General features: G+C 42.1%; 24 protein-coding genes. 16 read left to right on the top strand and 8 right to left on the bottom strand.

Annotated elements, in window-relative coordinates:
* Window positions 1-70: 70 nt before the first annotated feature.
* From pepQ to CWC28_RS15000, 8 genes are all read left to right on the top strand, one after another.
* Window positions 71-1,393, top strand: a complete 1,323-nt coding sequence (gene pepQ, locus CWC28_RS15035; protein ID WP_063701454.1) for a Xaa-Pro dipeptidase — start codon at window positions 71-73, stop codon at window positions 1,391-1,393.
* Window positions 1,394-1,450: 57 nt separating this feature from the next.
* Window positions 1,451-2,068, top strand: a complete 618-nt coding sequence (locus CWC28_RS15030) for a YigZ family protein (RefSeq protein ID WP_063701456.1) — start codon at window positions 1,451-1,453, stop codon at window positions 2,066-2,068.
* A 95-nt stretch (window positions 2,069-2,163) separates the two neighbouring features.
* A complete protein-coding gene (locus CWC28_RS15025; RefSeq protein ID WP_063701458.1) occupies window positions 2,164-3,615 on the top strand; it encodes a TrkH family potassium uptake protein in 1,452 nt (483 codons plus the stop codon).
* Between the two features lie 38 nt (window positions 3,616-3,653).
* Entirely contained in the window at window positions 3,654-4,310 is a 657-nt protein-coding gene (locus tag CWC28_RS15020) for a flagellar brake domain-containing protein (RefSeq protein WP_063701460.1), read from the top strand.
* 468 nt (window positions 4,311-4,778) lie between these two features.
* The gene (locus tag CWC28_RS15015; protein ID WP_054563772.1) at window positions 4,779-4,988 is read left to right on the top strand and encodes an EF-hand domain-containing protein; all 210 of its coding nucleotides are present in this window, start codon (window positions 4,779-4,781) and stop codon (window positions 4,986-4,988) included.
* A gap of 67 nt (window positions 4,989-5,055) precedes the next feature.
* On the top strand, window positions 5,056-5,268 hold the full coding sequence (locus CWC28_RS15010; RefSeq protein WP_054554776.1) for an EF-hand domain-containing protein: 213 nt from the start codon (window positions 5,056-5,058) through the stop codon (window positions 5,266-5,268).
* Window positions 5,269-5,408: 140 nt separating this feature from the next.
* Entirely contained in the window at window positions 5,409-5,624 is a 216-nt protein-coding gene (locus CWC28_RS15005) for an EF-hand domain-containing protein (RefSeq protein WP_055022185.1), read from the top strand.
* Window positions 5,625-5,711: 87 nt separating this feature from the next.
* Window positions 5,712-5,930 carry an EF-hand domain-containing protein gene (locus CWC28_RS15000; RefSeq protein WP_063701462.1) on the top strand — a complete coding sequence of 73 codons (219 nt, stop codon included), beginning with the start codon at window positions 5,712-5,714 and terminating at the stop codon, window positions 5,928-5,930.
* Window positions 5,931-6,000: 70 nt separating this feature from the next.
* Here CWC28_RS15000 and trkA read toward each other — a convergent pair whose 3' ends face one another.
* From trkA to def, 4 genes are read right to left on the bottom strand one after another with little or no spacing between them, the layout of a single operon-like run.
* The gene (gene trkA, locus CWC28_RS14995) at window positions 6,001-7,377 is read right to left on the bottom strand and encodes a Trk system potassium transporter TrkA (RefSeq protein WP_063701464.1); all 1,377 of its coding nucleotides are present in this window, start codon (window positions 7,375-7,377) and stop codon (window positions 6,001-6,003) included.
* Between the two features lie 12 nt (window positions 7,378-7,389).
* On the bottom strand, window positions 7,390-8,676 hold the full coding sequence (gene rsmB / locus CWC28_RS14990) for a 16S rRNA (cytosine(967)-C(5))-methyltransferase RsmB (protein ID WP_063701466.1): 1,287 nt from the start codon (window positions 8,674-8,676) through the stop codon (window positions 7,390-7,392).
* Complete coding sequence (gene fmt, locus CWC28_RS14985; RefSeq protein WP_063701468.1) at window positions 8,669-9,622, bottom strand: methionyl-tRNA formyltransferase; 954 nt, start codon at window positions 9,620-9,622, stop codon at window positions 8,669-8,671. Before fmt ends, rsmB begins: the two co-directional genes overlap by 8 nt.
* A 23-nt stretch (window positions 9,623-9,645) precedes the next feature.
* A complete protein-coding gene (gene def / locus CWC28_RS14980) occupies window positions 9,646-10,152 on the bottom strand; it encodes a peptide deformylase (protein ID WP_063701470.1) in 507 nt (168 codons plus the stop codon).
* A gap of 118 nt (window positions 10,153-10,270) precedes the next feature.
* Here def and CWC28_RS14975 point away from each other — a divergent pair, with 118 nt between their 5' ends.
* The 6 genes from CWC28_RS14975 to hemF all read left to right on the top strand — a co-directional run bounded on the left by CWC28_RS14975 (window position 10,271) and on the right by hemF (window position 15,178).
* The gene (locus tag CWC28_RS14975; protein WP_063701472.1) at window positions 10,271-11,389 is read left to right on the top strand and encodes a LysM peptidoglycan-binding domain-containing protein; all 1,119 of its coding nucleotides are present in this window, start codon (window positions 10,271-10,273) and stop codon (window positions 11,387-11,389) included.
* Between the two features lie 30 nt (window positions 11,390-11,419).
* Window positions 11,420-12,517: a DNA-processing protein DprA gene (gene dprA / locus CWC28_RS14970; protein WP_063701473.1), complete on the top strand. Its 1,098-nt coding sequence runs from the start codon at window positions 11,420-11,422 to the stop codon at window positions 12,515-12,517.
* The gene (locus CWC28_RS14965; RefSeq protein ID WP_054563780.1) at window positions 12,510-12,983 is read left to right on the top strand and encodes a DUF494 family protein; all 474 of its coding nucleotides are present in this window, start codon (window positions 12,510-12,512) and stop codon (window positions 12,981-12,983) included. Before dprA ends, CWC28_RS14965 begins: the two co-directional genes overlap by 8 nt.
* A 71-nt stretch (window positions 12,984-13,054) precedes the next feature.
* Window positions 13,055-13,624: a DNA topoisomerase family protein gene (locus CWC28_RS14960; protein WP_063701474.1), complete on the top strand. Its 570-nt coding sequence runs from the start codon at window positions 13,055-13,057 to the stop codon at window positions 13,622-13,624.
* A 34-nt stretch (window positions 13,625-13,658) separates the two neighbouring features.
* Window positions 13,659-14,225, top strand: coding sequence for an L-threonylcarbamoyladenylate synthase type 1 TsaC (gene tsaC, locus CWC28_RS14955; RefSeq protein ID WP_062564610.1), 567 nt, complete (start codon window positions 13,659-13,661; stop codon window positions 14,223-14,225).
* Between the two features lie 2 nt (window positions 14,226-14,227).
* Window positions 14,228-15,178, top strand: a complete 951-nt coding sequence (gene hemF / locus CWC28_RS14950; RefSeq protein WP_063701475.1) for an oxygen-dependent coproporphyrinogen oxidase — start codon at window positions 14,228-14,230, stop codon at window positions 15,176-15,178.
* On the opposite strand, the gene CWC28_RS14945 is transcribed toward hemF, so the two are convergent.
* The 3 genes from CWC28_RS14945 to CWC28_RS14935 form a co-directional block, all read right to left on the bottom strand.
* Window positions 15,175-15,627, bottom strand: a complete 453-nt coding sequence (locus CWC28_RS14945) for a hypothetical protein (RefSeq protein WP_063701476.1) — start codon at window positions 15,625-15,627, stop codon at window positions 15,175-15,177. The two genes, hemF and CWC28_RS14945, sit on opposite strands and share 4 nt — an antisense overlap.
* Window positions 15,628-15,693: 66 nt before the next feature.
* Window positions 15,694-17,289, bottom strand: a complete 1,596-nt coding sequence (locus CWC28_RS14940; protein WP_063701478.1) for a methyl-accepting chemotaxis protein — start codon at window positions 17,287-17,289, stop codon at window positions 15,694-15,696.
* 81 nt (window positions 17,290-17,370) lie between these two features.
* Window positions 17,371-17,802: a group II truncated hemoglobin gene (locus CWC28_RS14935; protein ID WP_054554758.1), complete on the bottom strand. Its 432-nt coding sequence runs from the start codon at window positions 17,800-17,802 to the stop codon at window positions 17,371-17,373.
* Between the two features lie 41 nt (window positions 17,803-17,843).
* Between CWC28_RS14935 and aroE the strand changes: the two genes are divergently transcribed.
* Both aroE and CWC28_RS14925 read left to right on the top strand, forming a co-directional pair.
* Window positions 17,844-18,668 carry a shikimate dehydrogenase gene (gene aroE, locus CWC28_RS14930; RefSeq protein WP_063701479.1) on the top strand — a complete coding sequence of 275 codons (825 nt, stop codon included), beginning with the start codon at window positions 17,844-17,846 and terminating at the stop codon, window positions 18,666-18,668.
* The gene (locus tag CWC28_RS14925) at window positions 18,665-18,919 is read left to right on the top strand and encodes a DUF1488 family protein (protein WP_054563787.1); all 255 of its coding nucleotides are present in this window, start codon (window positions 18,665-18,667) and stop codon (window positions 18,917-18,919) included. Before aroE ends, CWC28_RS14925 begins: the two co-directional genes overlap by 4 nt.
* Here the strand turns inward: CWC28_RS14925 and CWC28_RS14920 are convergent.
* Window positions 18,916-19,449, bottom strand: coding sequence for a gamma carbonic anhydrase family protein (locus CWC28_RS14920; RefSeq protein ID WP_063701482.1), 534 nt, complete (start codon window positions 19,447-19,449; stop codon window positions 18,916-18,918). The genes CWC28_RS14925 and CWC28_RS14920 overlap by 4 nt on opposite strands.
* Window positions 19,450-19,697 lie beyond the last annotated feature (248 nt).

Here is a 19,697-nt window from a genome sequence, read left to right as displayed (position 1 = left end):
CTCAGTTGGGGGATGGTACAGGACTATGATAGACTGCTAACAAGTTAAATTTACTAAAGATGGGTTTACTATGGATAAATTAGCGGTGTTATACGCCGAACATATTGCAACCTTGCAACAACGTACTCGCACAATTACAGAGCGCGAAGGTTTAGAAGGGTTAGTAATTCACTCAGGTCAGGCTAAGCGTCAGTTTTTAGATGACATGTATTATCCGTTTAAAGTGAATCCGCAATTTAAAGCGTGGTTACCAGTGATCGACAACCCTCATTGTTGGATTGTGGTTGATGGTGTATCTAAACCTAAGCTTATTTTTTATCGTCCAGTGGATTTTTGGCATAAAGTGCCTGATGAGCCGCGTGATTTTTGGGCTGAGTATTTTGATATTGAATTATTAGTACAGCCAGATCAGGTCGAAAAATTACTTCCTTATGACAAAGCAAATTACGCCTACATTGGTGAGTATTTAGAAGTAGCGCAAGCGCTGGGCTTTAGCATTATGAACCCAGAACCTGTTATGAACTACTTGCATTTTCACCGTGCTTATAAAACACAGTATGAGCTTGAATGTTTACGCCAAGCAAACCGTATTGCGGTAGAGGGCCATAAAGCAGCACGTGACACATTTTTTGCTGGTGGCTCAGAGTTTGATATTCAACAAGCTTATCTTATGGCTACCCGTCAAAGCGAAAACGAGATGCCTTACGGCAATATCGTTGCGCTCAATGAAAACTGTGCAATTTTACACTACACTCATTTTGAGCCAAAAGCGCCGCAAACACATCGCTCTTTCTTGATTGATGCTGGTGCAAACTTTAACGGCTATGCTGCTGATATTACACGTACTTATGACTTCAAAAAGTCGGGCGAATTTAGCGATCTAATTAAGGTCATGACTGAGCATCAAATTGCTTTAGGAAAAGCATTAAAGCCTGGCTTGTTATATGGTGAATTACATTTAGATTGCCACCAACGTGTAGCGCAAGTGCTTAGCGACTTTAATATTGTGAAATTACCAGCCGCTGAAATTGTTGAACGTGGTATTAGTTCAACCTTCTTCCCGCATGGTCTTGGCCATCACTTAGGTTTACAAGTTCATGATATGGGTGGTTTTATGGCTGATGATAAAGGTACTCATCAGGCGCCACCTGAAGGCCATCCGTTCCTTCGCTGTACGCGTTTAATCGAAAAGAACCAAGTATTTACTATTGAACCTGGTTTATACTTCATCGACTCGTTATTAGGCGACCTTGCGCAAACAGACAACAAACAGTTCATTAACTGGGAAAAGGTTGAAGCGCTTAAGCCATTTGGCGGTATCCGTATTGAAGATAACATCATCGTTCATGAAGATAGCCTAGAAAACATGACCCGTGATCTACACTTAGATTAATGGTGAAGGTTAGTGAATATCGGGGCCAATAGGCCCCATTTTTTTAGATAAGCAATTATGTCTGAATACCAATACCCGGCTGAACCGGTTTTTTACCAAGAAGAAATTAAAAAAAGCACGTTTATTGTGCATATTGCCCACACGCCAGATCTAACCTCGGCGAAAGCCTTTATCAAAGAAATCCAAGAGAAATACAGTGATGCTCGTCATAATTGCTGGGCTCATGTTGCAGGAAACCCTGGTGGTAGTCATGTGTATGGTTTTTCTGATGATGGTGAACCCAATGGCACAGCAGGTAAACCCATGCTTAATGTATTAACAGGCTCTGGTATTGGTGAAATAACAGCGGTGGTAACTCGTTATTTTGGCGGTATTAAACTCGGCACTGGTGGGCTTGTGCGGGCTTACGGCGGTAGTTTAAATAATGCCATGCGTGAGCTTAAAACCATTACCAAGGTACCGAGTGTTGAACTGGTAGGTCAAAGTGATTACAGCGCACAGGGTGCAATTGAACAATTATTAAAAAGCCAGTATCAAGTGCTTAATATCGATAAACAGTTTGCAGAGAATATTGCCTGGAAAATTGAGATCGATAGTCGACAAGCCGAGCAAGCTATTCATGATGTTCATGAATTGACTCACGGTGCAGTGAGCCTAAAAGTCAGAAAAGTTTGAAATGTAAAAATAATACATTCCGTTTACTTACAATTAAGCCTGTAAGACAATAAACTGTATTAGCTAAACAATTAATAAGAAAGCGATACGCCTAGATGCAATTTCGTACCATAATAAAAATTCTCGGCCAGCTGGTGGCGTTATTTAGTATCACTATGGTGCCTCCGGCGCTGGTGTCTTTGATCTACAAAGACGGTGGTGGTGTGCCATTCGTTCTCGCTTTTATCTTTAGTGTTGTGATTGGTTTAGCGGCTTATTATCCAAACCGTCATGAGCATGGTGACCTTAAAGCCCGAGAAGGCTTCTTGATTGTGGTCTTGTTCTGGCTGGTACTAGGCACCTTCGCTGCGGTGCCTTTAGTGTTCTTACAAGAGCCTAATCTTTCCTTAGCTGACTCCGTATTTGAGGCCTTTTCAGGGCTTACAACGACAGGGGCTACCGTACTTACGGGCATAGAATATCTACCTAAATCAGTGCTTTTTTATCGCCAGCAATTGCAATGGTTAGGCGGTATGGGGATCATCGTACTCGCGGTCGCGGTACTGCCCATGCTAGGGGTCGGTGGTATGCAGCTATACCGTGCAGAAACGCCTGGTCCGGTTAAAGACTCGAAAATGACGCCGCGTATTGCCGATACCGCAAAGCACCTTTGGTATATCTATGTATCACTTACGATAGCTTGTACGCTTGCGTACTGGGCTGCAGGGATGGATTGGTTTGATGCAATCTGTCATTCATTCTCAACAATTGCGATTGGTGGCTTTTCTACTTACGACGCATCAATGGGGCAGTTTGATAGCCCATTAATTAACTTTATCTGTGTCGTGTTCTTATTAATTGCTGCTATTAACTTTTCGCTTCACTATGCTGCGGTATCGTCGCGCAGTCTTCGTGTTTATTTACGCGACCCTGAATTTAAAGTGTTTTTATTGATTCAATTAGCATTGGTCATTGTTTGTTTTACTGTACTGTCTTCAAATAATATATATGCCGATGGTGATGAGACTCTCGACCAAGCTATGTTCCAAGCGGTATCAATGAGTACCACTGCGGGCTTTGCGACTGACAACTTCTCAGCATGGCCACTGTTCCTACCTATTTTACTTATTTTTTCAAGCTTTATTGGCGGCTGTGCCGGCTCTACCGGTGGTGGTATGAAGGTTGTACGGGTGTTCTTACTTTACTTGCAAGGTATTCGTGAGCTTAATCGTCTTGTGCACCCGAGGGCTATTTACTCAATTAAATTAGGCCGAAAAGCACTCCCAGATAAAGTTGTAGAAGCCGTTTGGGGCTTCTTCTCGGCGTATGCTTTGGTGTTTGTCATTATCATGTTGGCGCTGATGGGCACCGGTATGGATAACATCAGTGCATTCTCGGCAACGGCAGCATGTTTAAATAATTTAGGTCCAGGTTTAGGTGAAGTCGCTGCTCATTACGGGGCGATTTCTGATACGGCAAAATGGCTACTTACTATTGCGATGGTATTTGGTCGTTTAGAAATATTCACCTTATTAGTGTTGTTTACGCCAACCTTCTGGCGAGGCTAACCATAGCAAGGTGATTATCTAGAAGTGGAGGCATTACTGTGCCAAAAACTCAAAAACAACGTAATCTTGAGAAGCTCACCTGTATCCCTGCAGGTAGCTTGGTGGATGTTGAAATTACCACACCAACCGACAGTAAACGCGTAAAAACAGAATTCATAGGATTGATGAATGATCAGTACATCATAATCAATTATCCATCCACAAAGCGTTTAGCGAATGGCAGTGATTTCATCAAAGATGGGGTGATGGTTGTTATACGGGCTGTACTTGAAGCGGGCGGTGGGCAAGTGATTGCTTTTCGTCAGCAAATAAACGCCTTGGCATCGCATCCGCATCGCTTAATATTTCTCGACTTTCCTCAGCAAGTACAGCTGTTTAGTTTGCGTAGTGAAGCGCGTATTCCTACGTTATTCCCGGCAAATTTAGTGATTGCAGAGCAAAAACTGGCTGGGCTAATTAAAGATATTTCACTCACAGGGGTTCAGTTTGATATTAATAGCAATGAGGATTTAAGCGCTTTGAAAGGGCAAAGTGGCCAAATCACACTGAGCAAACGAGAGTTTAATGGCACAGTATGCAGCGTACGCAAAAGAGCGGGTGGTTTTATGCTCGGTGTGCAGCTTGATACCAGTGAAGATGAAATGAAAGCGTTTATGAAAGAGCACCTAATTGACCTTTCAGTATTGGATAGCTAATGCCAATTCGCCATTTTGCAACAAAATGGCTATTTTCCTCGATTTAAACCTATAGATATCAAAATTAATTTATAAGAAAACCAAAATAACCAATTAAATCAATATCTTATTTGTTAAATTAATTTCGATTTTTTTCTTTAAGTTTTGTTGTTCAGATAGAGTTTATTTTCAAATTCCTAATTTCTCTGTTTTTTAATCCAAATAAATCACTATTGTCTCCATTTTATACTTCATAAGTCATTGATTTTAAAAGAAGCGTAAAACCAACCATTGAGCTTGTTGCAAAACAGCAACAAATAAATCGGGCTATTTTCCTGAAAATATCGATTCTTCAACTCAACTATGTGATTTTGTTGTTATTTTTAACTTTGGCATCGAAGTTGAAATAGTCTTAGCGAACACAGAGAAAAACTGATTCAGGAACATATCCTTTATCACAGTTGAGACAACATTGAAGGAATAGTGATTATGAAAACGTTACACAAAACTTTAGCACTTGTAGCTCTTGCAACTTCATCTGCAGCGTTTGCCGCTGACTTTGACACATTGGATGTTAATGGCGATGGCGCAATCAGCAAAAGCGAAGCATCAGTAAGCGAAACGTTAATGAGCCAATTCAAAGAGCTTGATACAGACGGCAACGGTGAGCTGTCTAAACAAGAGTACTCAAAAGCTTAATTTCATTGTAAGGACACACTGAAAAGGACTTCTAACTCAAGACAACACACTTTGAAGGAATGACATTATGAACACAGTAAATAAAACACTAGCACTTATGGCCCTAGTATCTTCATCAGCAGCATTTGCGATGAGTGATTTCGATACCTTAGATGTTGATGGCAATGGTGTTATCAGCCAAAGCGAAGCATCGGTAGATGCAGAGCTTATGAGCAAATTCAGTGAATTAGACACTGACGGTAACGGTGAGTTATCGAAACAAGAATTTTCAAAAGCTTAATGTGATTAAGCAAAACCAGTTTATTTAGCTGATTAGTTCTGAGCTGCCAAAGACAGCCTAAATGGATAAGGGAATCCATGACAAAGGACAACATTGGAAGTGTGATCAGCTAACACTCTTAAAATTGAAGGAATATGATTATGAAAACAGTAAATAAAACATTAGCTTTAATCGCACTTGCATCTTCTTCAGCAGCTTTTGCCGCAACTGATTTTGACACCTTAGACGTAGACGGTAACGGCGTGGTTAGCAAAAGTGAAGCAGCCGTTGACGCAAAAATTATGTCGCAGTTTAAAACATTAGACGTGAATGGTGACGGCGTCCTTACTGAAGCAGAGTTTTCTGAAGCCGAATAACTGAGTTAGTACGTAGTTATACCAATTTCCACTAAACAGGGATCTCAGAAACGGATTTCACTCTTTTCAAATTTTGAGGTAGTTATTATGAAACAGTTAAGCACAACAATTGCAATTTTAGCACTAGCAACATCATCAGCATCCTTTGCACAAGGCGTAAGCTTTGCAACGTTCGATACCGACGGTGATGGTGTGATCAGTAAAGAAGAAGCGTCTGCAAATATGCAGCTTGAAAAGTTATTTCCAGAGCTAGATAGCGATGGTAATGGCGAACTTTCAAAAGAAGAATTCGCTCAAATTCAATAGAATCTTTTAGAAAAGTTAGGTACTTTCACTTCAAGAGTCGTAAAGCAGCTGTCATGGCTGCTTTTTTCGTTTACAAGAAGATAGCACTTACTTGGAATAGTTTTTCTACAACCGTAATATGCTTTTTATCAATCAAGAACATGATGACATGGTCACCCGACTGAATAATGGTATCGTCATGGGCAATCAGTACATCATCGTTACGCACAATTGCACCAATGGTTGTTCCAGCTGGTAGCTTAATATCAGCAATAGCTCGGCCAACAACTTTAGAAGTATGCTCATCACCGTGAGCGACAGCCTCAATGGCTTCTGCTGCGCCCTTACGTAATGAATAAACGTTAACAATGTCACCACGACGTACGTGTGTTAGCAGCGCCGAGATAGTGGCTTGCTGAGGTGAAATAGCAATATCAATTTCACCGCCTTGTACTAGGTCAACATAAGCGCCACGCTGAATAAGCACCATGGTTTTTTGTGCGCCCATACGCTTTGCCAGCATCGCAGACATAATGTTTGCTTCATCGTCGTTAGTCACTGCGATGAATACATCCACTTGTTCAATATGTTCTTCAGATAACAGCTCTTGATCTGAGGCATCGCCACAAAACACAACCGTGTTATCAAGCATTTCAGAGAGCTGTGCTGCGCGCTCTTTATTGCGCTCAAGCAGCTTAACGCTGTGGTTTTTCTCAAGTGAACGCGCAAGGCCTGCACCGATATTACCACCACCCGCAATCATGATCTTTTTGTATGAACGTTCGAGCTTTTGCAGCTCATTCATGACTGCTCGAATATGCTTTGTTGCAGCGATAAAGAACACTTCATCGTCCGCTTCGATAACGGTTGTGCCAAGCGGTTTAATCGCTTTACCTTGACGATAAATAGCCGCTACCCGGGTTTCGACATTCGGGATGTGCTCTTTCAAGGCTGAAAGCGCATAACCCACCAGCAAACCACCGTAATAGGCTTTCACCGCAACCAGCGATAACATACCATCGGCAAATTGTAATACCTGTAAAGCACCCGGATAGTCGATTAAGCGACGAATATACTTAGTTACCAGCGCTTCTGGAGCTATGTAGTGGTCAACAGGTAAGTCATCGTTATGAAATAACTTTTCACGGTACTTTAAGTATTGTTCTGAGCGAATACGGGCAATTTTAGTTGGCGTGTTAAAAATACTATAAGCTACTTGGCAAGCAACCATGTTCACTTCATCTGAACTGGTTACGGCAATAATCATATCGGCGTCTTCTGCGCCTGCGCGACGCAATACATCTGGATGCGCACTGTGGCCAGTAACACCTTGTAAGTCGTACTTATCTTGTAGCTCTCGCAAACGGTTACCGTCGATATCGACAACGGTGATCTCATTTTGCTCACCTACGAGGTTTTCTGCCAGTGTGCCACCAACTTGTCCGGCACCGAGTATGATTATTTTCATAGCTTGTTCTTATTAGTGTTTTTTAACTAGCTTTGCATAATAGAAACCGTCACTTTCACCAGGTAGTAATTGCAGACCAGGTAACGTAGGGGTGTCGTTTTCATGCAAAGGTATGTGTTCAGCACTTGGATTATTGGCAAGAAACTTGGCAACTTGTTGCTGGTTCTCTTGCGGTAATACAGAGCAGGTCGCATAAACTAACGTACCACCTGGCTTAAGTAGAGGCCAGATGCTATTTAGGATATCGCCTTGTAAATTAGCCAGATCTTCAATATCAGATGCACGACGTAACCATTTAATGTCAGGGTGACGACGGATCACGCCAGTAGCTGAACAAGGCACATCAAGCAAGATACGGTCGAATTGCTGCTCATCCCACCAGATATGAGGTTGTGAAGCATCGGCACATTGTAAATCGGCAGCTAAACCAATACGCACTAAGTTTTGTTTAACACGTTCTAGGCGCTCGCTGTCGCTATCAAGTGCTAATACGTCGGCATCGGCAAGCTCTAGGATATGGCACGTTTTACCACCTGGCGCTGCACACGCATCTAAAATGACATCATCATTTTGAGGATCTAAAAAGCGTGCTGCTAATTGTGCCGCTGCATCTTGAACTGAGCAGGCACCGGTATCAAATTCTGGTAATGCGTATACATCACACGGTTTAGCTAGTTTAATACCATCAGGAAAATCAGCATTAAGGGTATGCTCAATATCATTTGCTTTAAGCATTTCGCTGTATTCTTGGGTGCTGTATTGCGCTTGGTTTACACGTAACCACATAGGTGCTTGTAGCTGATTCGCTTCAAGAATTTCTTGCCAGTTACCAGGATAAGCTGCAGTAATTTGTTTGATAAACCAACCTGGGTGGTTAAATTTGCAAACAGGAATTTGCTTTGCTTTTTCTTCAAGCTCAGCTTGTTCACGTTGGAAACTGCGTAAAATCGCGTTGATCAGGCCTTTTAAACCCAGTGCACGCATTTGCTGAAGCGCATTAACTGTTTCGCTGATTGCTGCATGAGGCGGTACACGCATATGCTGAAGTTGGTAAATACCCACATACAATAAAAACTGGAAAATACGGCGTTTGCCTTTTAGTGGTTGATCTAAAAGTTGCTGGCAATAATTTTCTAGGCTAGGTAAATAGCGCAGCACACCGTAGCAAATTTGTTGTAGTAAGGCTTTATCTTTCGGCGATAATCCTTGGCTTGCAAAAGGCAGCTCTTGATTCAACGACGCGCCTTTATCGACCACGTTGTAAAGGGTTTCAGCAGCAAGTGCTCTTACATTACTCATTGCTTTGACCTAATACTGAGCCAGGTTCAACCCAATCACTGCGACCATTTAAAAAGTCACTCACTGCCATTGGTTTTTTACCTTGTGGTTGAAGAAGGGTGATTTTAAGTGCATCTTGCCCACAGCCAACGGTAATACCTTGCTTATCAGCAGCAATGATTTTACCGGCTTGTGCAGTTTGCGATACAACCTCTGCTTGCCAAATTTTTACCGTTTGTCCTGCCATTTCAGTAAAGCAAACAGGCCATGGATTAAAAGCGCGGATATTACGCTCAATTTGCGCAGCATCCATTGACCAATCAATGTTTGCTTCGTCTTTTGATAGCTTTTTAGCGTAATTTGCCAGTGCATCATCTTGCTTTTCTGGGGTGATTTCACCTGCAGCAAGACGATTGATAGTATTGATCAGTGCATCAGGACCCAATGCAGCTAGCTTATCGTATAAAGAGCTACTGGTTTCTGTGCTATCAATCGGGCAACGGCTGATATGCAGCATATCGCCGGTATCTAAACCTTCATCCATTTGCATTATTGTTACACCGGTCTCATTGTCACCAGCCCAAATAGCACGTTGGATCGGTGCAGCACCACGCCAGCGCGGTAAAATTGAGCCATGCACGTTTAAGCAGCCTAAGCGCGGTGCATCTAAAATTGCTTTTGGTAACAGTAAGCCGTACGCCACCACAATCATAATATCGGCGTTCAAGCTGGTAAGCTCTGCAAGTGCGTCATCTGATTTTAGTGATTGCGGTTGATAAACTGGTAAGTCATGAGCAAGTGCAAGTTCTTTAACTTCACTGGCTTTTAGCTTTTTACCGCGGCCCGCTGGGCGGTCTGGTTGGCTATATACACCAACAACGTCGTGCTCTGAGTCAATCAGTGCTTGTAAATGGCGCGCAGCGAAGTCCGGCGTACCAGCAAAAATAATGCGTAATGGTTGTGTCACAGATATTCCTATTGATTAACTAATTATTTAGCAGCCAGCTTTGCTTCTTTCTCAAGCTTTTTACGGATACGTTGGCGCTTTAAAGGCGATAGATAATCAATAAATAGGGTGCCTTTAAGGTGATCAAGCTCATGCTGAATACAAATTGCTAATAGCTCGTCAGCGTCTAGGCTGAATTCTTCACCATTTTCATTAAGCGCTTTAACCGTGACAGTTTCTGCGCGGTCAACTTTTGCGTATGAGTAAGGAACAGATAAACAGCCTTCTTCACTCACCGTTGAGCCATCTTTTTTGGTGATTTCTGGGTTGATTAATACTAACGGTTGGTCGCGCTCTTCAGATACGTCGATCACCACAATTCGCTGGTGGATATCTACTTGCGTCGCTGCTAAGCCGATACCGTTTTCGTCATACATAGTTTCAAGCATGTCTTTGACGATTTGACGAACGTCATCGTTTACTTCTGGTACTTCTTTCGCGATTGTACGTAAACGCTCATCCGGAAATCTTAAAACTTCTAACCTAGCCATAGTTACCTTTTACACTTGTGATTCATTTAGGGTATTGTATGCTCTTATTTTAGCCATTCGTGTTCACCTTTAACAGGTTTTGGTCGATAATAATCTAAAAACAACTCAAGGAAGCCAAATGAGATACCCACTAGTTGCGGCTTTGTTAGCCATTAGCAGTGCTTTTCCGGTAGCTGCTGATGTTTTAACAATAAAAAAAGATGCACCAAAACAATACGTTGTCAAAAAAGGCGACACGCTTTGGGATATCTCGGGCGTATATCTTGACGAACCTTGGCAATGGCCTGATTTGTGGCAGATGAACCCACAAATTGCGAATCCGCATTTAATATACCCGGGTGATGCGCTCACTTTAATTTACGATAAAGACGGAAATCCTCGTTTAGTTAAAAATGCGCGTTATAAAAAACTCTCTCCTGAAGGGCGAATTACACCAAAAGGTAAGCAGGCTGTGCCGACGTTGCCTTTGGAATTGTTACGTCCATATTTGAGTTATGAACAAGCGATTAGCGCCGATATTATTGCAGAAAAGCCGTATATTCTCGGTGCCAGTGTTAATACCAAAATGAATACTATGGGTCATACGCTTTACGTTAAAGGTGATTTAACACTTAACGAGGCTTATGGCGTGTACCGTAAAGGAAACGACCTTGTCGATCCAAATACCAATGAAGTACTGGCGAATAAAGCTGAATTAGTAGCGATTGTTCGTTCATTTAGAAGCGGTGATGTGGCAAATGGCGTGCCTGCCTCAGTGAAAGTTGAGCTGGTAAAACAAGAAATTAAGCCGCATGACTTTTTAATGCCTGCGATGGAAGGGCAAATGTTGCCAGCCTATTTCACTATGAAACGCCCTGAAACGGCTTTAGATGGCACTATTATCGCGTCAGCTAATGAAATGCGTGAATTTAGTACCATGGATATTGTTGTACTAAACTTAGGTTCAGACCAAGTGAAACCGGGTTTTGTACTCGATATTCAGCGTCAATCACCTGAAGTGTATGACGGCCGAAATGGTCCTCGTTATCGCGAAGATTCTAACAGTCTTGAGAAGTTTATGACTGATGCAAATGATGTGTTAGGAATTGAAAGCGATGAAGACAGTAATGTATGGCACATGCCAAAGGAAAAAGTCGGTGAGTTAATGGTGTTTAAGGTATATGACAACGTTAGCTATGCATTGATTGTGAAGAATCAGCACCCGATCCGAGTTGGAGATTATGCAGTTATAAACTAACTCACAATTTGGGCGCTCTAAGGAGGGAGCATGACACAAGTTTCAGGCAAGCTATCCCATTGGCTTGCCTTTTATTTATGTAAAGGGCTTGGGATAAAGAGCCTTATTGCATTAAGTCAAAAACAGCCACTGGACGAGCTATTTAAGCTATCTAGTATAGAGCTTCAGCAGCTGGGCTTATCACAAAGCCAAGCCGACAACTTAGTTAATACCGACTGGCAATTAGTCGCCCACTACCAAAAGCAGATAGCAAGACTTAAAATCAAAGTTATTAGTTATTTTGATAGCAACTATCCGCCCTTACTTAAGCAAATAGCCAGCGCACCTATTTTATTGTTTTGTTTAGGTAACACAGAGCTATTACTGTCACCACAAATAGCAATTGTCGGTAGTCGTAATGCCACTCCTACAGGTCTTGAAATAGCCGCTGAATTTGCTCATCAATTATCTGTTGTAGGCATGACAGTCACATCGGGTATGGCTATGGGAATTGATGGCGCAGCCCATAAAGGCGCATTAGCCGGATCAGGCAAGACCATTGCCGTACTAGGTACGGGTATCGATATTGCTTATCCCAAACGCCATAGTTTGCTCATTAAACAAGTTGCAGAGCGGGGCTTATTGGTTTCAGAGTTCTTGCCTGGCACCGCTGCTAATGCCGCTAATTTTCCGCGCCGAAACCGTATTATCTCTGGATTATCATTAGGTGTGTTGATTGTCGAAGCGCAAATTAAAAGCGGTTCTTTGGTTACCGTACGCTATGCACTTGAGCAAAATAAAGACGTGTTTGCTGTGCCGGGTTCGATAAAAAGCTCACTTTCAGAGGCAAGTCATTTTTTAATTAAGCAAGGCGCTAAATTGACAGAAAATATTAGTGATATTCTTGATGAAGTGAGCTTTTTCTGTGAAAACAGTCTATATAGTATAGAACAGCCTATAGCAGATGAACCCGACTGCCCAGTGTTCAAAAGTATAGGGTATGAGGTAACAAGTGTTGACCAAATTACACAGCGCAGCCAATTACCTGTAGACGAAGTACAAGCTCGGTTACTCGACCTAGAGCTCGCAGATAAAATCGAACGAGTACTAGATGGTTATATAAGACTTGGAGGACATAAACATGTTTGACATCCTCATGTATCTTTTTGAAAACTATATCCATAGTGAAGCTGAAATCTTTACTGAAGAGAACGAACTTACCGATGAGTTAGTTCGTGCTGGCTTCAATAAACCTGAAATCTACAAAGCCCTTGATTGGCTAGAGCAACTTGCTGACTTACAACAAAGCGATATCTACCCGTACCTTAATGCCCAACCACAACATGCCATGCGTATTTACACTGATAGTGAATGCCAAATGTTAAGTGTAGAGTGTCGCGGCTTTTTAATGTTTATCGAGCAAATTGGTGTGATTAACACTGTAACCCGCGAAATGGTGATAGATAGACTTTGCGCTCTTGATAAACCATTTATTTCTTTGGAAGATCTAAAGTGGGTGGTGCTTATGGTGTTATTTAATGTACCCGGGTCAGAGCAAGCTTACGCACAAATGGAAGACTTAATATTTGACGAGCCAGCCGATGTATTACATTAATTCGACTTTGCTTGTATCTTTGTTGAGTTTGGGTATATTAGGCGAAAATTAGCCAACCCCACAGGAATCTTATGAGTAAAATCGACCATTCTCTTTTTTCTGCAGATAAACATGCACTCGAAAAAGAGTATGAGGTTTGCCCTAAATGCGGTTCTGAATTGGTTATGCGCAACTCAAAGTCAGGGCCGTTTTTAGGCTGTGCCAGTTACCCTAAGTGTGATTACATCCGCCCATTAGCTCATCATGATAGCCAACAAATAAAGGTGCTCGAAGACAGTGCCTGCCCAGAGTGTGGCAAGCCATTGGTAATTAAAAATGGCCGCTACGGCATGTTTATTGGGTGTACTGGCTATCCCGAGTGCCACTATATTGCACATGATGAAGAACCTGACGATGCCCCCCAATTACCTGCTTGCCCGAAATGCAAAAAAGGCCAGCTGGTTGCGCGTAGTAATAAGTTTGGCAAAACCTTTTATTCTTGTGATGGCTATCCGCGCTGTAAATATACGCTTAATCATAAACCTGTGGCGACCGAGTGTCCTGCCTGTCAGTGGCCAATTATGACCGAAAAGAAAACTGCCTCAGGTGTTGTGTTACAATGCCCGCAGAAGTCGTGTATGCATAAGTTAGTCGAATCTTAATGCACTTGTAATTTGTTTATTTAGGAGAGTTTCTTTGTCTGATCCTGTTGCACAACCAGCCAATGCAATTGACGCTTTGCAGCAAGGCGGTGTGATTGTTTACCCAACCGAAGCTGTTTTTGGTCTTGGTTGCGATCCTGATAACCAAGCTGCGGTTGAAAAGCTTTTAGCCATCAAACAACGCCCTGTAGAAAAAGGCTTAATTTTAATTGCTGACAATTATGGCCAGTTATTAAAGTATGTAGATGATGCCAAAATCCCCATGGATAAACGTGCTGATATCTTCTCACAATGGCCAGGTGCTATCACTTGGGTGATGCCAGCAGCAAAAGAAACGCCAAAGTGGTTAACGGGTCAGTTTGATACTATTGCTGTGCGTGTAACTGATCACCCAACAGTAAAAGCCCTGTGTCAGCAATTTGGTAAACCGTTGGTTTCAACAAGTGCAAACTTAACCGGTCAAGAAACGGTAATGACTATCGCTCAAGCAAAAAGCGAATTTGCTGATACGGTAGATTTTTATGTTGATGAGCCGCTGGGTGGCAACAGTCAACCAAGTGTGATCAAAGACGCTGCGACCGGCAAAGTATTTAGAGGATAAACATGCAAAGCGAGCTACTCGAACAAGTTAAAGCCTATTTAATGGCCTTACAAGATACAATTTGTCAGGGCCTTGAAAGTGCCGATGGCAAAGCAAAATTTGTTGAAGATAATTGGCAACGTGCAGAAGGCGGTGGTGGACGTACGCGTGTTATCCAAGGTGGTAATGTCATCGAACAGGGTGGGGTAAATTACTCGCATGTATTTGGCGCTTCAATGCCAGCATCTGCAACAGCGCACCGCCCTGAGCTCGCAGGTCGTAGTTTTCATGCATGTGGTGTGTCATTAGTGATCCATCCGAATAATCCACATATTCCAACGAGTCACGCCAATGTGCGTTTCTTCATTGCCGAAAAAGAAGGTGAAGAGCCAATTTGGTGGTTTGGCGGTGGTTTTGATTTAACACCTTACTACCCTGTTTTTGAAGATGTACAACATTGGCATCAAGTGGCAAGCGATCTGTGTCAGCCATTCGGTGTAGCGGTATACGACAAATATAAAAACTGGTGTGATGAATACTTTTATTTAAAACACCGTGGTGAAACGCGTGGTGTTGGTGGCTTATTCTTTGATGATTTAAATGAGCTCGGCTTTGAACAAAGCTTTGCCTTTATGCAGGCGGTAGGAAATGGCTATTTAGATGCTTACCTTCCTATTATTGAGCGCCGTAAAGACACGCCGACAACCGAACAGCAACGCGATTTCCAACTGTATCGTCGTGGTCGTTATGTTGAGTTTAATCTTGTTTGGGACCGTGGCACATTATTTGGCTTACAAACCGGCGGACGTACTGAGTCAATTTTAATGTCGATGCCACCATTAGCACGTTGGGAGTATAACTATGTACCTGCTGCAGATAGCCCAGAAGCTAAGCTGTATCAGTACTATTTACGTCCGCAAGATTGGTTAAACAGCAAAGAATCAGATTTAGTTGCACGCCAGTGGCAGCTTTAATCAAGTATTGAAACCACTCTAATCAACATTGTGTTGTCACCCTCAACGAGGGTGGCGACACTGTCACTGTTAGGCAGCTCTGCCAAGACACTAAATAGCACTTCTGCTTTTAATATCTCTAACTTATCAGATGGTGTATCAATGGGGGCACTAACCTGAGTTAAGCATTGACTAATATCACAGGCATAGAAATCAAGTTTCACCTCAAAATATTCAGGGTGCTGAATAAGCTTATCAAAACCATCAACAATGCTTTGTTCATGTTTATCGCTCTGCGAGGTTTTATCTTGACTGATAAGAGATTGAGCAATCTGTTGAATATCATCCTGATAAATATATTGATCAATCGTGCTTAGTTGATCAGCAGTATCATTCACGCTGTACTGATAGGTAAATAGTAACGCCGCAATAATTCCAATGCAGACTAAAAGAGTTGTTATAAATTTCATTTAAACATCCTTATTTACTATGAAATGCATATAACAACTCTAGCAGTTGCACGAAAAGCGCGCAATTTAGCTTAATTTAAAGCGTCTTACTTGCTCATCCAGTGAACGAGCTAACGACAACAGCTCTTCACTGACTTTTTGGTTTTCATGGGCATCAACCAATGAGTGCTCGGCATTGTCACTAATTGCTATAACGCTTTGATTAATTTCTTCAGCCGCGAGGTTTTGCTGTTCGGTGGCATCAGCGATTTGCACGTTAAGTTGGTTTATTTCGCTCATTTGTGAAGAAATATCACGCAGAGCTTTAGCAACTTGCTTAACTTGAACTGCTCTTTCGTCTGCTTCTTCACAAGAGTTATTCATCGTATTAACGGTTTGTGCAGCTTCAGCTTGTAGTTTATCGATAGTGCGGCGAATTTCGTCGGTTGAGTCATGGGTGCGTGTTGCTAAAGTACGTACTTCATCGGCTACCACAGCAAAACCTCGGCCAGCTTCACCAGCACGAGCTGCCTCAATCGCAGCATTAAGTGCAAGTAAGTTAGTTTGCTCGGCAATGCTACTGATCACCTCGAGTACTTTGCCAACGTCTAACGTTTGCGTTTGTAGTTGACTTACTTGCTCAGCTGCTGCTCTAACATCTGCCGCAAGTTGATTAATACTTTGCTCAGTGTGCTCAGCAACATGTAAGCTTTGCTGCGCAAGTTGATTACTATGCTCAGATTTCTCAGACGCAAAATGGGTGGTGTTTTTAACTTCGCTTGATGAGCTTTCTAATTCGTTGATAGCGGCAGCGACCGAATCTGTCCCTTGCTTTTGCTTTAAAATCGCTTGCTCGGTGGCATCCGCTGAGGCATAAATGCTTTCGGCAGAGTGGATCAATACCTTAGAAGAATGGGAGACTTGGGCAATATTATCTTTAAACGCGCCTATCATGTGATTAAAGCTGGTGGCGAGAGAGCTAAGCTCGTCATTATTATTGTCGTCTATCGTGAGGCTTAAATCTTTATTGGTGGTTGCCAAGTGCATAGTATGGCTAATGACTTTTAAGCGTTTGATGAATATTTTTCTAAACATCACAGCCAGTAGTGAAAATGCAGTAATGAAAATAGCCGTTAGTAGTAGCGTGTTCATTAAGGTGTTTTGCGATACTTCTTGCTCAATATCAGCCAACGAATAACTAATTTTCACTACACCTAACACATCGCCTTCTTGTGCTTGATGGCAGCCTAAGCAGTTTGTTCCTTTATAGTCACTGCGAGCAAACATAGGCTTAAGATAAGTCATCGTACTATTTTGATTATCAATAAATAGTGCTTCAGTGCCTGTTAGTGCTTTTCGCTCAGCATCGTTAGTCGCAACTTGGTTGGCATTTCCTGGCCCATAAATTTTATTAACGATTGGACTACGAATGATATGAGCATCTGCAATATTAGGATGGCTTCTTAATTTAGTACTCAGAATTTCGCGATTAGCCATGGTGCCAGTTAGCATCATGGTATTAATAGAGTCAAAATAATTATCGGCAAGCAGTTTTATGTTACTTTCAACGGTATCTTGCGCTAATTCATGCTGCTGCTGGGCGCTGCTGAATATACTGGCAAACAGCACCAATACGCCTGTCAGAGCCAACAAGGCATAAATTTTAAATTGGATAGACTTCATTTGACGACGCTTTTTCTAAATTAAGGAAAATTTATTATCTTTATTTAGAAAAAGCGTACATTGATATAGCGCAAAGCTTCGTTAGTTTTGATTGATCATATGGCTGGCGAGTTGCGATAACGATTGTCTTAACCCTTCACGCAGGAGTGGGTTATCAATCTCGATATCAAGCGTTTTATTCATACAATGCATCCATTGGTCACGTAGGTCTTGATCAATAGGGAAAGGCATGTGACGCTTTCTTAGCATTGGGTGACCATATTTTTCAACGAATAGGTCAGGGCCGCCCAGCCAGCCAGATAAAAACTCAAAGAATACTTGGCGAATTCTATCTAAAGGCTGAGGATGCATATCATATAATGGTTTGGCGTATTCATCTGTGGCCATTATGTCGTAAAATCGATTTGCAATTGCTCGAGCTCCTGCTTCACCGCCAATAATTTCGTAAGGTGTTTTTTCTGGGGTAGGCGTTTCAGGCGTTGGTTTCGATTTAGAAAAAAGTCGTTTAATCATAATATTAATAAAGCTCTACAGGGCGAAGAGGTTGCTTCACTATGGACAAATATGCGGTTTTTGGAAATCCAATAAAACATTCGAAATCACCCGCAATACACGCACAATTTGCTGCATCATTAAACGAGCAAATACAATACAGCGCCATTTTAGCACCAACAGATGCATTTGAAAAAACTGTCGCTGAGTTTTTCGCTGCGGGTGGTAAAGGGGCTAATGTCACCTTGCCATTTAAAGAGCAAGCATTTGCCATGGTCGATGAACTTACAGAGCAAGCGAAAATAGCCGGAGCAGTAAACACGATTAAACAACTCGAAGATGGTAGCCTACTGGGGGATAACACCGATGGTGTAGGGCTTGTTAAAGATCTTTTAGCCAATAATGTCACCTTAAAAGGGCTGCGAGTACTTCTTATTGGCGCCGGTGGTGCGGCGCGAGGCGTCATTCAGCCATTATTGAATGAGCAAATCGAAAGTTTAACAATAGCCAACCGTACCGCCGAAAAAGCAAAGGCGCTAGCAAGTCATTTTAATGGTGAAATTGATGTGCAGGGCTTTGCTTTAAATGATATCCCAGCAAACAACTATGATGTGGTAATTAATTCAACCTCAAGTAGCGTAACGGGAGACCTGCCTGGTATAGCTGAAGAGCACGTTGCTAAGTGTCAGTGCGCTTACGATATGTTTTACGCAAATGACGATACCGCATTTATCAGTTGGGTAAAGTTGATTAACCCAACATGTTTAACACTTGATGGTTGTGGCATGCTAGTTGGTCAAGCAGCGCAAGCTTATTTTGTATGGCGCAATAAAATGCCAGAAATCATTCCCGTTGTTAGCGCGCTTAAAGCAGGAGAAATTGCGTGAATCAAGCTATCCAATTTATAGACAGACTCGAATTTAAGCCAGAAGAAAAGCAGTTGGTGTTTTTTGCCCAAGTAAGTGGCTTGATGGTGGAGTGTGTTATTGATACCAGCAAATATGATTTTGCTGATCAAAGCAGTGCGGTTAATTACTTTGAATCTTATCGTTTCGATTACGAAGAACTCGCCGAGCAACTGATTGAAGATGAGCAGTATAACTCGGCAGGACAAATCGAATTAACCGAGGTGTTTTAGCCCTCAGCTAAGTATTCATCTTTAAGCTGAACATAATTATCAGCAGAGACTTTTAAAAAGGCGCGCTCTTGCTCTGTTAAAGGGCGAGCCTGTTTAACAGGGCTACCGACATAAAGGTAACCAGACTCTAAACGCTTGTTAGGTGGTACTAATGAACCACCACCAATGATCACATCATCTTCAACAATTGCGTTGTCCATCACAATCGCACCCATCCCAACAAGTATACGATTACCAAGTTGACAGCCGTGTAACATAACTTTATGACCGACAGTGACGTCATCACCAATAATAAGAGGGTAACCATCGGGGTTTGACTTAGAAGCTCGGGTTAAATGTAAAACACTGCCGTCTTGAATGTTTGTACGTTCACCAATACGTATATAGTTAACATCACCTCGCGCAGCAACAAGAGGCCATACACTTGAATCTTTACCAAGCGTAATATCACCGACTAAAACCGATGACTCATCAATATAAACACTATTATCGTATGTCGGAGTGATCCCTTTATAAGAACGGATAGTCATAAATTCACCTTTTAATTTAAAAATGCGCTCAGTCTAGTGTAACAGCGAAGCAAATAAATACACCAAAACAGAGCTAAATTGACTGCTAAACAGCCAGTTTTAGGGTGTTTAGTTCAAAAGCTGAGCGAACAGTACGTTTTTTTAAATTTTATTGAAAAAAGTGCTTGCGTAAAAAATCCATCTCCCTATAATGCGACCCCACTGACACGGCGGGCAGCAACGAAAGACGCTGAACAACGTAGCAGAGA

The sequence above is a fragment of the Pseudoalteromonas sp. S4492 genome (assembly GCF_005886115.1).
Taxonomy (GTDB): Bacteria; Pseudomonadota; Gammaproteobacteria; order Enterobacterales; family Alteromonadaceae; genus Pseudoalteromonas; species Pseudoalteromonas gelatinilytica.
The sequence above is the reverse complement of the archived record's forward strand: the minus strand, read 5'-3'. Positions and strand labels throughout refer to the sequence as shown.